At 48.8% G+C, this 16152-nt stretch carries 9 protein-coding genes; 4 read left to right on the top strand and 5 right to left on the bottom strand.

Translation table 11 applies throughout. The features are described from left to right. Position 1 precedes the first annotated feature (1 nt). The 4 genes from E2I14_RS04925 to E2I14_RS04915 all read right to left on the bottom strand — a co-directional run bounded on the left by E2I14_RS04925 (position 2) and on the right by E2I14_RS04915 (position 2715). The gene (locus tag E2I14_RS04925) at positions 2 to 1138 is read right to left on the bottom strand and encodes an ABC transporter permease (protein ID WP_206105582.1); all 1137 of its coding nucleotides are present in this window, start codon (positions 1136 to 1138) and stop codon (positions 2 to 4) included. Between the two features lie 22 nt (positions 1139 to 1160). Further along, the gene (locus E2I14_RS04920; protein ID WP_133326037.1) at positions 1161 to 1433 is read right to left on the bottom strand and encodes a hypothetical protein; all 273 of its coding nucleotides are present in this window, start codon (positions 1431 to 1433) and stop codon (positions 1161 to 1163) included. A gap of 66 nt (positions 1434 to 1499) precedes the next feature. After that, positions 1500 to 1661 carry a hypothetical protein gene (locus E2I14_RS19260; protein WP_165967755.1) on the bottom strand — a complete coding sequence of 54 codons (162 nt, stop codon included), beginning with the start codon at positions 1659 to 1661 and terminating at the stop codon, positions 1500 to 1502. 145 nt (positions 1662 to 1806) lie between these two features. Further along, on the bottom strand, positions 1807 to 2715 hold the full coding sequence (locus E2I14_RS04915) for a diguanylate cyclase domain-containing protein (RefSeq protein ID WP_133326035.1): 909 nt from the start codon (positions 2713 to 2715) through the stop codon (positions 1807 to 1809). Between the two features lie 274 nt (positions 2716 to 2989). Here E2I14_RS04915 and E2I14_RS04910 point away from each other — a divergent pair, with 274 nt between their 5' ends. The 4 genes from E2I14_RS04910 to E2I14_RS04895 all read left to right on the top strand — a co-directional run bounded on the left by E2I14_RS04910 (position 2990) and on the right by E2I14_RS04895 (position 13693). Beyond that, entirely contained in the window at positions 2990 to 11737 is an 8748-nt protein-coding gene (locus tag E2I14_RS04910) for a GH36-type glycosyl hydrolase domain-containing protein (RefSeq protein ID WP_227544597.1), read from the top strand. A gap of 90 nt (positions 11738 to 11827) precedes the next feature. Next, entirely contained in the window at positions 11828 to 12205 is a 378-nt protein-coding gene (locus E2I14_RS04905) for a DUF4398 domain-containing protein (protein WP_133326033.1), read from the top strand. Between the two features lie 26 nt (positions 12206 to 12231). Then, complete coding sequence (locus E2I14_RS04900) at positions 12232 to 13095, top strand: OmpA family protein (protein ID WP_133326031.1); 864 nt, start codon at positions 12232 to 12234, stop codon at positions 13093 to 13095. A 58-nt stretch (positions 13096 to 13153) separates the two neighbouring features. After that, the gene (locus E2I14_RS04895; RefSeq protein WP_133326029.1) at positions 13154 to 13693 is read left to right on the top strand and encodes a ferritin-like domain-containing protein; all 540 of its coding nucleotides are present in this window, start codon (positions 13154 to 13156) and stop codon (positions 13691 to 13693) included. A 138-nt stretch (positions 13694 to 13831) separates the two neighbouring features. Here the strand turns inward: E2I14_RS04895 and E2I14_RS04890 are convergent, their stop codons facing one another. After that, on the bottom strand, positions 13832 to 16054 hold the full coding sequence (locus tag E2I14_RS04890) for a molybdopterin-dependent oxidoreductase (RefSeq protein WP_133326027.1): 2223 nt from the start codon (positions 16052 to 16054) through the stop codon (positions 13832 to 13834). Positions 16055 to 16152 lie beyond the last annotated feature (98 nt).

Here is a 16152-nt window from a genome sequence, read left to right as displayed (position 1 = left end):
CTCACATTCCCAACAAACTAAACACCACCGAAAATACCGCATCGAGCGAAATCACAATAAAAATTGATTGCACCACGCTACGCGTCGTTTGCTGACCCACGCTATCGGCATCGCCCTTAGTTGCAAGCCCTTGGAAGCAACCGATGAGCGTAATCACAACCGAAAATACCAGCGCCTTACCCACACCGATTAAAAACGAAGTTGGATGTATCACTAAGGCAAAGCGCGTGAGGAATTCATTAAAGCTGATATCCAATTGCGAACGCGCCATCACCATCCCGCCGACCACGCCCGCCATATCCGAGAACACCGTCAACAAGGGCAAAACCAACATTAGCGCGATGAGTTTGGGAAGAACTAGCATATTGATAGGATCAATACCGATGGTGCGCATGCCGTCGAGTTCTTCCATAATCTTCATCGTTCCAATTTGTGCGGCAAATGCTGAACTCGAACGACCGGCAATAATAATGGCGGTAATCAAGGGCGAGAATTCGCGCAGCATCGAGTAACCAATTAAGTCCACCACAAAAATATTGGCACCGTAATGGCGTAACTGATCCACTCCCTGATAAGCCACAACAACACCCAGCAAGCACGATGTGATGCCAATAATCGCTAACGCATCCACGCCAGCGCTTTGCACGTTATTGCACACAATCGCCCAGCGCCAGCGGCTGCGGTGCGACAGATTTGCCACCAATGCCATAGCAACCTGACCGATAAACGACAGCAAGGCGAAACCACTTTTGTACTGCGCTGCGGCATTCATTCCAATTTGATTCAACAATGGAATCGCGGCTTTGGTCGGCAACTTGACGCTCTGCTGCTGCTCAATTTGTTGCATTAATTTCAGATTGCTTGCCGTCCAACCTTCTAAACGTATCTGTTTGCCTTGTTGCCGCAGACGCTGCAAACAATTCTGCAAAATCCAAGCGCCGGTGCCATCGATGAAATCTAATTTCGTCGCATCAATCACGATCACTGACTCAGCATCAGGCGTTGCATTAGGCAGCACAATCGACTTGCTCTTTAAGGTCGCAAACTCCCAACTTCCGGCTAATAACAGATGACCTAAAGGGGAGACGGTTACCTGAGCTGGCGCAGATTCAATCAGAATATTCCCCTGTTGTGGCAACCCGATGAATTAATGCGCCCGCTTATTTTTCGTTAAATTTTGGCCGCTTATCGCCCATCAACGCGCGCAATTCTTTGATATTCATGTCGCTGACTTCCTGCATTCGAATCAACATGGAAGCGCCAACCGGCAAGTGACGGTTGCGGATTTTGCTAATGACCGGTGGGCCGATTTTTAAGGCGCGAGACAATGCTGCGTCATTTTTTAAATGCAGCTTATTGAGTAAACAATCCAATAAGGTGTTGGGATCGTAGTCAAAATCCTCGTTCGATTTAAGCTTTAATAAATTAGTCATGTGACGTTATCCTCGAAAAGTGCGTTCAAAAAAGTGAGTAAAATAAAATCGACCAACCAAATTACTTCAGTCGTTACTGGGTTCCGGCTCCATCACCTCAGGAGGATTTTTGAGCTGGTTGTGCACCAATTCGCTCTCTTCAATGTCGCCGCTAAAGATTTTAATGAACTCATCGTGCATCTTTGAGCCGATGTAGGACGCCAAGACAACTGCCTGATTTGTATCCATACTTTTCCCTCTCCGATAAAGCGAAGCCGATTGAATTTGATGTCACATAAGCATAGAAATTAAGCTAACTTAGCGCCTGCTTCCGTGCGTTAGCTAACATTGTGTTTTTTAAATCAATTGATCGCGTAAGCGCATCAAAAAAGCATCATCGCGCTGGCACAAGCTGTTCCAGCCCTGCTTCATAAAATTGAAAATTATTGCGCCCGCGCTTTTTAGCTTGATACATCGCGGCGTCGGCGAGATTAATCAGGATCGCCACGTCCCGTCCATCGATCGGATAACGGCTGATTCCTATGCTGGCAGAGATAGAAAACGTGGTGTGAGCGAAGCGATACGGGATTAGCAAGGTAGCTAGAATTTTGCTGGTTATCTGCGCCGCCTCAGCTTGAAGTTGGCATTCAGAGAGCAGCACGATAAATTCATCGCCACCTTGGCGGCTTACCGTATCGGAATGCCGAATACAACCGACCAAGCGATTAGCGACTTCTTTCAGCAATTGGTCGCCTATGCTGTGACCGAGGCTGTCGTTAATTTTTTTAAAATTATCCAAATCGATGAACAGCACGTAAAACTGGCTTTTATTGCGTTCGGCCAGCGCAATCGCGTGCGCGATTCTATCGCTGAGCACAAGTCGATTCGGTAAATTAGTCAAATTGTCGTGCTGAGCTTGATACATTAACTTGCTGGCCGCATCTTGCGCCGCACTCACATCACGAAACACGATCACCACGCCGTATTGGCTGCCTAGATTATTGTGTATCGGTGACGCCGAATCTTCGATATGAATCTCGCTGCCGTCTTTGCGAATGAGAATGGTATTAATCGGCAGGTCTATTGGGTGATCATTTTTTAACACCAATTCGACCGTATTAATTTTTGGTTCGCGATTGTCGGCGTTAATAATATTAAAGACGGTGTTAAGCAACTGCCCGCGCGCGTCGGCCTTAGACCATTTGGTGATTTTTTCCGCTGCATCATTGAGATAATCAATGCGACCCGCCATGTCGGTACAAATCACTGCATCCCCAATCGAGTTAAGCGTGATTTGAGCCAAATTGTCATCGAAGGGAGGATTTATTTGCAGGTTTTTAGGTAACAAAAAATCCTCACATTACAAAGCGGTAGTCAATGCATGGCGAAATTAGTTTGCCAATTTCTACAATTGATAAATGGCAGCGCCACAAAACTAAGCGTAGTTTGAAGCGTGATCGTAGCAGGAGCATCGCGGTTTTTTCAGTTCGCTAACGTACATAAAGTTTGATCGAGATTGCATAAGCTATTCCTTCCATAAAGTAGGCGTAATACTTCACAGGAAAGAACTGGCCCAATTGAACAAATACACCGCGTACTTTTCTATTCAACTGCAACGAGTCAAACAAATTTTCGCCGGCAAAAACAAACTAGCGCATCCCTTACAAAAAGAATTACTCATCCGATCCGAATTATTTAGTGCGATCCAGATGCAAAAGCATGGCAGCATGCTGGCTAAAACCCATGATCTCTGTTTAGGAAAAAAGTCCGATCAATTACTAGCGCGACTCGCTGACAATGAGCGCGTCATTCTCAACGCCTGCAATGAATTGACGCTGGCCGTCAAAGCGGGCGTGCAAGTTACTCCTGCAGCGATTTGGTTACTCGATAATTTCTATTTAATCGAAGAACAAATTCGTACCGCCAAGCGCCACTTACCCAAGAACTACAGCAAAGAGTTACCGCAACTTATCACTGGCGATTCCACCGGCAGACCGCGGGTTTATGACATCGCGATTGAGACGATTGTGCACGGCGATGGCCGGGTTGATCCTGAGAGCTTGAGCTATTTTGTCGCGGCCTATCAAAAGGTAACCGTGCTCAAGCTGGGCGAATTATGGGCTATTCCCATCATGTTACGTTTGGCCTTGATTGAGAACTTACGTGGCATTGCCGAGCGGCTTGCAGTTAATCGAGTCAATCGCAATTTGGCGGGTTCGTGGGCTGATCGCATGATAGAGACTGCCGTGCGCGATCCGAATAAATTAATCCTATTAGTCGCCGATATGGCGCGCTCTAATCCGCCAATGGAAAGTTCTTTCGTGGCTGAATTGGTGCGGCGCTTACAAGGCGAAAGCCCTTCCTTATCCTTACCCTTGACCTGGCTAGCCCAGCGTTTGACCGAGGGCGGCGAGCACATTGATTCCATCGTCCAAACCGAAGCACAAAAGCAAGCGATCGATCAAGTTTCCATCAGCAATAGCATTAGCAGTTTGCGCTTTTTAACCAATATGGATTGGTGCGAATTTGTCGAAACGATGAGCGAAGTCAACCAGATTTTAGAACGCGATCCGGCGGAAATTTTTAAAAAAATGGACTTTGCCACCCGCGACCAATATCGCCACGCGGTAGAGAAAATCGCCCGCGACACCGGCACTACTGAAACCCAAATCGCCGAAAAGGCCTTGCAACTAGCACTCAGCAATTTAACCCATGCGACGCGCCAAGATCGAACCAGCCACGTTGGCTACTATTTGATGAACAAAGGGCTTCCGCTACTCATGCAGGCGGTAGGACATACACCCAGCTGGTTTGGCAAATTGGCACTGCAGTGTAAACACAGGCCGCTGGCGATGTATTTGGGTGGCATAGGCTTAATTAGCCTATTCTCCGCGTTATTGATCGTGCTACAAACAATCGAATTCGGCGTCAAGGATTGGGTCTTGGGCGGAATAATTTTGCTAACCCTAATTTGCGTGACCCAATTTGCGGTGTCTATCGTGAACTGGCTCAGCACCTTGATTGTGATTCCAGTATTGCTGCCACGGCTGGATTTTTCGCTTGGCATTCCCGAAGAGTTTCGCACCATGGTCACCATCCCGTGCATGCTGTTCACCAAAAAAAATATTGACGATTTGATTGAATCGCTCGAGGTGCGTTATCTGGCTAACCACGATGCCAATTTACGGTTTTGTTTGCTAACTGATTTTTGTGATGCCGATACCGAAACCTTGCCCGAAGACGCCAGCTTAATCGGCCATGTCAAGGCCAATATTTTAAAGCTCAATCAACGCTATCCCCTGGTGGATGAAGATAATTTCTTGCTACTACATCGACCACGCACTTGGGATAAGCAAGATAAATTATGGATGGGTTACGAGCGCAAACGCGGCAAATTAGTTGATCTGAATGCGTTTTTGCTGGATCAGATTGCAACGCCATTCTCGGTCATCGTCGGGATCATTTCAGCCACCGTTAAAGTCAAATATGTCATTACCTTGGACACGGATACCGAACTTCCGCGTGATTCCGCCCGCAAGTTTATCGGAACACTCGCCCATCCTTTGAACCAAGCGCAATACGATCCAGGCCGCAATCTAATCGTTGATGGCTATGGGATTTTGCAGCCGCGGGTAGTAGTTTGTTTGCCGCGCACCGATGCGTCGCTGTATGAACTGCTGTGCGGCGGCGACATAGGCATCGACCCTTATACCCGTAGCGCGTCCGACGTATACCAAGATGTGTTCGGTGAAGGTTCTTTTATCGGCAAAGGCATTTATGATCTGGAAGCCTTCTCAACCATTCTAAAAGGCCGAATGCCAGTCAACCGGATTCTGAGCCACGATTTATTAGAAGGCTGTTACCTGCGCTCCGGTCTACTCAGTGATGTGCAACTGTATGAGAAATATCCCTCCACCTATCGTGATGATGTGAGTCGCCGTTATCGCTGGATTCGGGGCGATTGGCAAATTGCGTCGTGGATTTTGCCACATGTTCCGGGCGAAGCCAGTGCCGAAGTTAGCAAAGCAAGTCAATTAATCAATCCACTATCGGCCTTATCGAAGTGGAAAATCGCAGACAATCTGCGTCGCAGCATTGTGCCGATCGGCATGACCGCTTTATTAATCGCTGGCTGGGCTGGAACGGACTTTGCCTTGTTTTGGACTTGTGTCGTCTTGGCGATTTATTTCATCCCGATTGTTTGCTCGTTCTTGCTTAAGTTATTGGTCAAGGCGAGTGACACATCCATCATGCAACATCTCAGCGCGCTGTTAAAAGCAACAACCAGCCAGTTTTTACATACCGGATTATTGTTTGCCTTTTTGCCGTTTGAAGCATGGATCAATTCGGCGGCAATCATCTTGACCAATTGGCGCTTATTCGTCACGCACAAAAAACTGTTGGAATGGAATCCATCGAGCGAATCCAGTTCCTTGTCTAAAAATAGTCTTCTGTACTACTTCAGATTGATGTGGTTTTCGCCCACCTTAGCATTGCTGAGCGCGAGCTATTTGTGGTTTAGCAATCCCTATTCGCTGCTCTGCGCTGCGCCGATTTTGCTACTCTGGCTTGGTTCGCCGCTGCTGGCCTTTTTAATTAGTCGCCCAATTGAACATCGCAGCTCGGATTTAACGCAGCAACAAGTAGTATTTTTACGCAAAATCTCCCGCAAAATTTGGCTCTTTTTTGAAACCTATGTCGGCCCGAATGATAATTGGCTACCACCCGACAATGTGCAAGAAAAACCGCTCTTTGCCATCGCCCACCGCACGTCGCCAACCAATATTGGCTTATTGTTGACGACCAATTTAGCCGCGTACGATTTTGGTTTTATCAATGCCAGCACTTTGATCGAACGCTCAAGGGCGACCTTGCTCACCATGTTTAAGCTGGAACGCTATCGCGGCCATTTCTTCAACTGGTACGACACGCAAGAGCTGGTGCCGCTGGAGCCAAGGTATGTCTCGGCAGTGGATAGCGGTAATCTGACTGGGCATTTATTGACCTTTCGCGCAGGAGTAAACGAACTACTGAGTGCGCCAACTTTTAATTTGGCGATCTTCGCGGGGATTAAAGATAGCTACCTGATGCTGTTGGAAGTCCTCAATCAAACTCCGCTCACCAGCAAAGCACTGTTTGAAGACGAACTGAAACTGGCCTGTGCCCTAAGCTCGTATGAATTAATTCCACTGGAGGCGCAACTCACCAAGCTACGAGACTATTCTCAAGGATTTATTGATGAATTAATCCAAGCGAATTTGCTACCGCTTGATTCTGAACTAAGCAATATTGTGCACAGCTTGGCTGGACAATGTTTGAGTGCCTATACCGATTTGCTTTATTTAACGCCCTGGATTAAGGACCTAGAGCCACAAAAATGGACGGCTGACATTGCTAGTTTGTACGAAGTCAGCAATCTAGTTCAGCTCGCCAAGTTCGACCCGACATCGCCGCTATTTTTAGAGCTTAAAAAAGTCTATCAACTCAGCGACATCGACTTCAATGCACTGAGTAGCTCCATCATCAGCGCCGCCGAGCGTGCCAAGCTGCGGATTGAGTCGATTAAAAATATGATTCAACTGGCGACAGACTTTGCACAAAGCGATTACAGCTTTTTGTACAACTCAATTACCCATTTGCTCTATATCGGCTTTAATGTCACCGAACGTCGGCGCGATAGCGGTTGTTATGATTTGCTGGCTTCCGAAGCCCGCCTAACAACTTTTGTGGCGATTGCACAAAGTCAGCTACCGCAAGAGAGTTGGTTTGCGCTGGGTCGGCAATTGACCATCGCTGATGGCGAGCCGATTTTATTATCGTGGAGCGGCTCAATGTTTGAGTATCTGATGCCGCTGTTAATTATGCCGACCTTTGACCGCACCTTACTCGATCAAACGCTCCATTCAGCGGTGGCGCGTCAGATTCAATATGGACAACAGCGCTCTGTGCCTTGGGGCATTTCTGAATCGGGCTACAACAGTTTTGACACCAATTTAAATTATCAATACCGCGCTTTTGGCGTGCCGGGATTGGGCTTCAAGCGTGGCTTGGGCGACGACTTAGTAATTGCTCCGTATTCGTCGATGATGGCTTTAATGGTTTACCCAGAAAAAGCATGTGCTAATTTGGAAACCCTGTCGGCCTGCGGTTATGAAGGCAAGTTTGGTTTTTTTGAAGCGATTGATTACACCAAATCACGTTTAATGCGCGGTCAAACTTACGCGATTATTTATTCCTTCATGACTCATCATCAGGCGATGAGTTTTTTATCAGCAGCTTATGTGTTATTGCAGCGACCTATGCAGCGCCGTTTTGAATCCGATCCCTTATTCCAAGCCACCATGCCCTTGTTGTTAGAGCGCATTCCCAAGGAAACGGCAACCTATTCCAATACCACTGAACTCGCCGATATTCGCACCATCCCCGCCAATCCGGCCATGCAAACGCGCACTATCTTGACGCCTAACTCGACTATCCCCGAGTTGCAGTTATTGTCAAACGGGCGCTATCACGTCATGGTCACAAATTCTGGCGCCGGCTATAGTCAGTGGAATAATTTATCGGTTACGCGCTGGCATGAAGATACGACTCGCGATAATTGGGGTACCTTCTGTTTTGTGCGAGATTTGGAAGATGGTCATTATTGGTCCACCGGTTTTCAACCTACTACCACCGCAGCCAGCAATTACGAAGTCAAGTTTTCTGAAGGGCGGGTTGAGATTCGGCGCAATAATCAGCAATTTGAGATGTATACCGAGATCGTGGTCTCGCCCGAAGACGATGTAGAACTGCGCCGCACCAGCATCATCAATCGTTCGCGGGTGCGCAAAATCATTGATATCACCAGCTACGCAGAAGTCGTATTAGCGCCGTCTATGGATGATTTAAGCCATCCCAGCTTTAGCAATTTATTTGTCCAAACCGAAATTATCCATGCACGTCACGCCATCATCTGCCATCGTCGGGCACGTTCGGCGGCAGAAACTGTACCTTGGATGTTTCACCTAGTGACCGTGCATGGCGCAACCGTAATGGATGTGTCGTACGAAACCGATAGGCTGCAATTTATTGGTCGCGGTAACACGATCGCGCAACCTCAGGCGATGATGCACAGTAATCCACTCACCAATACCCAAGGCTCGGTGCTTGATCCGATTGTTGCGATCCGGTACCAAATCGCCTTGGAGCCAGACGAAACCGCTACCGTCGATATCGTGACCGGCATTACCGATTCGCGCGTAACTTGTTTGGCCTTGATCGACAAATTCCAAGATCGCCATTTGGCCTACCGTGTGATCGAATTGGCCTGGACTCACAGCCAAGTCGCCCTGCGCCAATTAAATGCTAGCGAAGAAGATGCCCAGTTATATAACCGATTGGCCAGCAGTGTGATCTATATCAATCCGCTGCTACGCGCAGAGAATAGCGTGTTGATTCGCAACCGACGCGGGCAATCGGGTTTATGGAGTTACACCATTTCTGGCGATTTGCCGATCGTCTTGGTGCAGATTAAGAACCGTGAAAACATCGGATTAGTCCATCAATTAATTCAAGCGCATACCTATTGGAGCTTGCGTGGTTTAGCGGTCGATTTAGTTATCTGGAATGAAGACCACGCCAGCTATCGGCAAGTGCTGCAAGATCAAATCTTGGGACTAATTAATTCGGTATCGGGCCACCAATCTGGCGACCGTGCGGGTACTATTTTTGTGCGGATAGCGGATCAAATTACCCTTGAAGATCGCATTTTATTTCAATCGGTGGCGCGGATTATTTTGACCGACAGCGGCGGTACGTTGGCAGCACAAATGAATCGGCGTGAAGCGTTAAAAATCGCGCCGACTAAACTGCAACCAACTAAACGATCAATGCCGCCCGTTGCCGCCAAACTACCTTATTCCGAATTAAGCAAAAGCAGCTTGGCGCTAGCTTCGGAGTTCGGTGGTTTTAGTCAAGATGGCAAAGAATATGTGATCGTCACCAGCTCCGACCAAGTCACGCCAGCGCCGTGGGCCAATGTGATCGCAAATCCTCAATTCGGTACGGTGATTTCCGAGAGCGGGCAAGCCTATACTTGGGGCGAAAACGCGCATGAGTTCCGCTTAACGCCTTGGGATAATGACCCGATTTGTGATCCGAGTGGCGAAGCGTTTTATTTGCGCGACGAAGAAACCGGCGCGTTTTGGTCGCCAACTCCCCTACCTTGCCGCGGCACCGGCGAATATAAAACGCGCCACGGTTTTGGCTACAGCGTGTTTGAACATGAAGAAGCAGGCATCGTTTCAACGCTAACCGTTTATGTCGCGCTGGATGCGTCCATTAAGTATTCGGTTTTACAACTACAAAATACTTCCAGCGTGGCGCGCAAGCTGACTGCAACCGGATATGTCGAATGGGTCTTGGGCGATTTACGATCTAAATCAGCCATGCACATCATCACCGAATTCGACCCGATTTCTGGCGCAATTCTGGCGCGTAATCCGTATAACACCGACTTTTGCAATCGCGTCGCCTTCTTTGACGTCAATAGCACCTTGAAGAAAATCACCTGTGATCGGGACGAATTCATCGGGCGTAATCAATCATTACAACGCCCAGCGGCAATGGAAAACGCCAAACTATCGGGCAAAATCGGCTCCAACTTCGACCCCTGCGCCGTCATTCAAGTCGCTTGTGATTTAGCCCCCGGGGAAGAACGGCAATTCACATTCATACTCGGCATGGCTAACACGGACCAGGTCAACATCAGTAACTTGGTCGAGCGCTATGGCGGTGAAACCAATTCCAGTACAGCCTTAGAACAAGTTAAGCACTATTGGAATAACACCCTAGGCAAAGTCACGGTAACGACTCCAGACCAATCTATTAATTTCTTAACCAACGGTTGGTTGCTCTATCAGACTATTGCTTGCCGGTTGTGGGCGCGCAGCGGCTATTACCAATCTGGTGGCGCATTTGGCTTTCGCGATCAATTGCAAGATTGTATGGCGCTGATTCATTGCCAACCGGCGTTGGTGCGCCAACAAGTGCTGCTGCACGCGGCGCATCAATTTGTCGAAGGTGATGTGCAACATTGGTGGCATCCGCCTAGTAATCGTGGTGTACGGACTAATTGTTCGGATGATTTCTTATGGTTGCCGCTGGCAGTGCAACGCTATGTGATGAGCAGCCATGATTACGGCGTGCTGGATGAAATCGTGCCATTTTTGGAAGGTCGCAAAGTCAGCCCAGAAGAAGATTCGTATTACGACACGCCGACCGTTTCCGGTAAATCTGCCACGCTGTACGAGCATTGCAAACTGGCGATTGAACACGGTTTGCGCTTTGGTAGTCATTCCTTATCATTAATGGGTTCATGCGACTGGAATGATGGTATGGATAAAGTTGGCAATCAAGGCAAAGGTGAAAGTGTTTGGCTAAGCTTTTTCTTATACGATATTTTGGTCAACTTTAAGCTCATCTCCGAACAGCACAACGATGGCGAATTTGCCTTACGTTGCCAAACTGAAGGCGATCTACTGCGGGCCCATATTGATCAGCATGCATGGGATGGCGCTTGGTATCGGCGAGCTTATTTTGACGATGGCTCACCCTTAGGTTCAGCACAAAATAGTGAATGCCAGATTGATTCGATTTCCCAAAGTTGGTCAGTGTTGTCTGGTGCTGGCGATCCTAAGAAATCAAAACGAGCTATGCAAGCGCTGCATGAGCGGCTAGTCAACGCAAAAGAAGGCATCGTTAAACTACTCGACCCACCGTTTGATCACGGCCCGCAAAATCCTGGCTATATCCGCGGTTACGTACCCGGAGTGCGCGAAAACGGCGGGCAATATACCCATGCCGCTATTTGGGCAGCAATGGCTTACGCGCAAATGGGCGATAGCAAAAACGCGTGGGGAATTACCCAGATTATCAATCCCATCAATCACGCAAAAACCAAAGACGCCCTGACAATCTACAAGGTGGAACCATATGTCGTTGCTGCCGATGTCTATGCAGTCGCGCCGCATGTCGGGCGCGGCGGTTGGACTTGGTACACCGGTTCTGCTGGTTGGATGTATCGCTTACTACTCGAATCGCTGCTAGGAATTAAGTTGGCGGGCAATCGATTAACGATCCAACCGTTGATTCCGGATGAGTGGACAGGCTTTGAGTTGGATTACCAATTTCACAGCGCCAGTTATCACATCCAAATATCCCGCCCTGCTAGTACAACAAGCTCAATTAGGGTTAGCGTCGATGGTGTGCTGCAAGCAGATGGAATAATTTTGATGATTGACGATCATGCGCGACATCAAGTCGAGGTGCTGCTGATGAAGAACTAGGGTACAGGTTTGAGTGTGCTAGCGAACAGATTAACTGCGGCGATACTTTTAAAATTGTATTTCTCAAGAAAACCTCTCTATGGAGAAATAATGAATCGCCCATCTATCATCACTACGTTATCTGCGCTCGCTTTAGTCTTGCTGTGCGCCGGTTGTTCCAGCATGAAAACCCCTGCCACCGCCAATGTGGCCGTGACCAAAAACGCGGTGGACAACGCCAGCGATGCCGGTGCAGCAGAATTTGCGCCAGCCGAGATGAAATCAGCGCGCGACAAAATGGGATTAGCGAATAAAGCGATGGCGGATGGCGATTATAAACTCGCTAACGATTTGGCTATTCAAGCGCAAGCAGATGCCAAATTAGCGCAGAGCAAAGCGACCTCGGCTAAAGCGCAAGCCGCTGCCAAAGAACTCAATAACGATATTCAAGTGCTGCAAGACGAATTGAATCGTAAAAATAATCAATAACACCAATAAACTCACCAAGGATAAAAATGAAACACCTTTTCAGCATTACCCTGCTCTCACTTGCGGGAGTGTTAACAGCCTGTTCAACGACACCAACATCCACTACGTTGTTAGATCAAACTCGTAGCGACTATCAAACCGCGCGCCACAATCCGGCAGTGACCAGCTACGCTTCGGTTGAAATCGACCAAGCGGCGGTACTATTGGATAAAGCTAACTTAGCCGCGAGCAAACGCGAAAGCCCAGAAGATGTCGATAAGCTAGCCTATTTAGCGAAACAAAAAGTCGCTACCGCCAATGAAGTAGCCAAGCAAAAATCTGCTGAAGCTGTCGTAAAAACCGCCGATCAACAGCGTAATCAAATCCGCTTGAATGAGCGCACCAACGAAGCCAATCTGGCCAATGCCAACGCCTTACAAGCCAACGCCGCAGCCCAAATCGCGCAAGACCAGACCCAAATTGCCCAAGCTGAAACAGCAAAGTTACAAGCGCAATTAAATGATTTGGCGGCTAAAAAAACAGCCGCCGGTTTTGTCATCACCATCGGCGATGTGTTGTTCAATATCGATCGTGCTGAGTTGAAAGCGGAAGGTACGATGACGATACAAAAAGTGGGACAAATCTTATTAGATCATCCTGATCAAAACGTCTATGTTGCAGGCTTCACCGACAGCACTGGTTCGGCGGCGCATAACTTAGAACTCTCTAACCGTCGCGCCAATTCGGTCGCTGCAGTTTTGTCCGACATGGGCGTAACACGCAATCGCGTCACCGTTCATGGTTATGGAGAAGATCAACCGGTAGCCGACAATAGCACAGCGCAAAATCGTCAATTGAATCGTCGCGTTGAAATTACTTTATCCAGCGCGGGTGGCAATACCGTTCACTAAGCCAGCGGATTTTGGCGACGCCTTCCCTCTCAATCAGTATCACCTTTGAAAGTACATCATGCATGAATCGAAACAAAAAGCATCAAGCGATGGCGTCGATCATCAAGCCGTCCAAGCCGCAAAAAAACATTTAATTGATGGCGCAATTACCCAAGGTTATCAGGCTGACCTAACTAAAGTAATCGGTATGTTAAACATGGCGTTGGCGACCGAATTAGTGTGCGTACTGCGTTACAAGCGCCACTATTACACCGCTACTGGAATTCAGAATCGACCGATCAAAGCGGAATTCTTACAGCATGCTAAAGAAGAGCAGGAACACGCTGATGCGTTGGCTGAGCGCATTATTCAATTAAACGGTCAACCCGACTTTAATCCAGCAACATTGTTGGAGCGCAGTCACGCCGAATACGATGATTCAAAAACGTTGCAAGACATGATCAAAGCTAACTTAATCGCTGAACGTGTCGCCATCGAATCGTATCGTCAAATGATCGAAGTCATTGGTCACACGGACCCGACTACGCGCCACTTATTAATTACGATTATGGCCAAGGAAGAAGAGCACGCCGATGATTTGCGCGACTTATTGGTGTAGGGTTAATTGGGTGCAATTTCGGCCCAAGGAACTGGACGCGAGATTGGCTACATCGGAATAGTGAGAACATGCTTGGCACAGCAAAACAATTTTCCGTTTTGCTGTGCCTTTTTTTGTTTTTAAGATTAGTCGAATGAATCAACAAGCGCGTAATTCGACTGCGACGCCACTCAACACGGCATTGCCTGACAGCGGATCACGTAAGCTATCGTCCAGCAACGCATTCAAATTAACGCCCGCACGTTCGCTCGCCACCGCCATTTGAATCCCCGCCAAATCGTGTCCCCAACCATGCGGCAAACTAACTACCCCGCGCATCATTTCATCACTGGTTTCGATTTGTACTTCCAACTCGCGTTGACCATTGATTACTTTAGCCATGCCGCCATCACTGAGCCCCAATCGCTCGGCATCGCTTGGGTGAACTAAGGCCGTGCAGCGGTAAGGGCCTTTTGCAAGGATTGGGAGATTGTGCATCCAGCTATTGCCAGAGCGGACGTGACGCCGACCGATGATAACCATGTCCGGCGCTGCCTGATCTAAGGCAGAAGTCACGCGCTTTAAATCATCTATCAACATCGATGGTGCGAGCTCGATCTTGCCCGAAGGCGTGCGCAGCATTTCTGGGATGCGCGCTTGCATCGCGCCTAGGTCAATTCCGCCAGTAGCTGCTTTGACCTTCGCTAGGTTCAGTCCGTTAGGTTTTTGTCCGAACATATCGCCATAGGGGCCGGTGCGCAGGGCGAATTCAATTTGTCGCTCTGGGCCTGTTAGATGTGCCAAGGCTGCCAGCACTGCATCGGCCTGCGCTGGGATAGCACGTTGCAATTCTGCGCCGAATAATTCGGTATCCAATTGATGCACATCGACTTGCGCTCCGCGTCCCATCGCAATGCCCGCTAAGCGCAATAGGATTTGCCATTCGGGCGGATGATCTGCCGCCCTTGGCATGACTGGCTCGCTGTAGCGTGCATGATTGCGGTAGGAGAATTGTTGAAAAACGATGTCGTAATGCAGGTCCTCCAACGGCGATGAGCCGGGCAGAATCAAGTCGGCGTGGCGCGTGGTCTCGTTGAGATAAATATCAATACTGACCATGAAATCGAGATCGTCGAGCGCGGCCGATAAACGTTGACCGTTAGGCGCGGACAACACCGGATTACCGGCAATCGAAATAAGCGCCTTAATCTGACCAGATCCCGGCGTTTCAATTTCTTCGGCCAGACAGGTAATTGGCAACTCGCCCATGACTTCAGGCGCATTCGATACGCGGCTGTGGTGCCTTGCGGTGACTATGCCGCGACCTATGCCGGGCTTGCCTATCGTATTAGGCGCAAAGGCTGCCGCTTTGGGGAACATCGCGCCGCCTTCGGCATCCAGATTTCCAGTCAATACATTGAGCACATCGACCAACCAACTGCACAAGGTGCCATATTCTTGGGTACACGTTCCAATGCGCGCATAGACCGCTGCGTGTTTAGCCGTGGCTAATTGTTGGGCCAGTTCACGAATCGTCGCGGCTGGAATGGCACAACGCGCAGCCATTTTTTCAGGGCTAAATTCTTGCACCGCTAGGCGAACTTGTTCAACGCCATTGGTAAATTCTTCCAGCCGACCAAGGCGAATTAAGCCTTCATCAAACAGCGTATGCACCAAGCCCAACAACAGAAATACATCAGCCCCTGGGCGGATGAAATGATGCGCGTCGGCCACCGATGCGGTTTCGCTACGGCGCGGGTCAATCACCACAATCTTGCCACCACGCGCCCGCATGTCGCGCGCTTTGCCACGGAAATCTGGTACCGTCCAAAGACTGCCATTGGACACCATAGGGTTGGCGCCAATAATGAGCATAAAGTCAGCGCGCTCAATATCCGGCACTGCCACAGAAGTCCATGTGCCAAACATCAGCCCCGAGGCTAATTGCTTAGGCATTTGGTCTAAGGTGGAGGCAGAAAAAACATTGTGCGAACCCAGCGCTCGCGCTAGTCGCGGAAAATACATCAGCAGTCCAATCTTATGCGCGGCTGGATTGCCGATAACAGTCGCCACCGCATTACGTCCATGCTGCGCCACGATCGGCACCAAGCGGCGTTCTATCTCGGCAAAGGCTTCGTCCCAACTAATTGGGACAAACCGACCATCGCGTTTTAATAGCGGTGTACGCAGGCGATCAGGGTCGTTATGCAAGTCTTTGAGCGAAACACCTTTAGGACAGATATAGCCATGACTGAACACATCTTCTTCATGGCCTCGAATACTGATGATGTCGTGTTTGCTGACTTTGATTTCCAAGCCACAGGCGGCTTCACATAATGGGCAAATACGGTGCACTGTGTTGCTCTCAACATCGTTGGACATTGGGCTGTCTCCCTAGAGTTTTAATTGATTTTTTCGTCTAAATTTAGGCGATAAATAGTACCTCAGTCTTTGCCAAGTCGGTTGGGGCGATGAAGATT

Origin of the sequence: Sapientia aquatica, from assembly GCF_004358105.1 — a bacterium.
In the GTDB taxonomy this organism is placed as follows: Bacteria; Pseudomonadota; Gammaproteobacteria; order Burkholderiales; family Burkholderiaceae_D; genus Solimicrobium; species Solimicrobium aquaticum.
Note: the sequence above shows the minus strand (reverse complement) of the source record. Positions and strands in the feature narration are given on the sequence as shown.

Excerpts from the sequence above, each read along its gene's own strand:
- E2I14_RS04900 (WP_133326031.1), top strand. The coding sequence starts at position 12,232 with ATGAAACACCTTTTCAGCATTACCCTGCTCTCACTTGCGGGAGTGTTA.
- E2I14_RS04920 (WP_133326037.1), bottom strand. The coding sequence starts at position 1,433 with ATGACTAATTTATTAAAGCTTAAATCGAACGAGGATTTTGACTACGAT.
- E2I14_RS04890 (WP_133326027.1), bottom strand. The coding sequence starts at position 16,054 with ATGTCCAACGATGTTGAGAGCAACACAGTGCACCGTATTTGCCCATTA.
- E2I14_RS19260 (WP_165967755.1), bottom strand. The coding sequence starts at position 1,661 with ATGGATACAAATCAGGCAGTTGTCTTGGCGTCCTACATCGGCTCAAAG.
- E2I14_RS04905 (WP_133326033.1), top strand. The coding sequence starts at position 11,828 with ATGAATCGCCCATCTATCATCACTACGTTATCTGCGCTCGCTTTAGTC.
- E2I14_RS04895 (WP_133326029.1), top strand. The coding sequence starts at position 13,154 with ATGCATGAATCGAAACAAAAAGCATCAAGCGATGGCGTCGATCATCAA.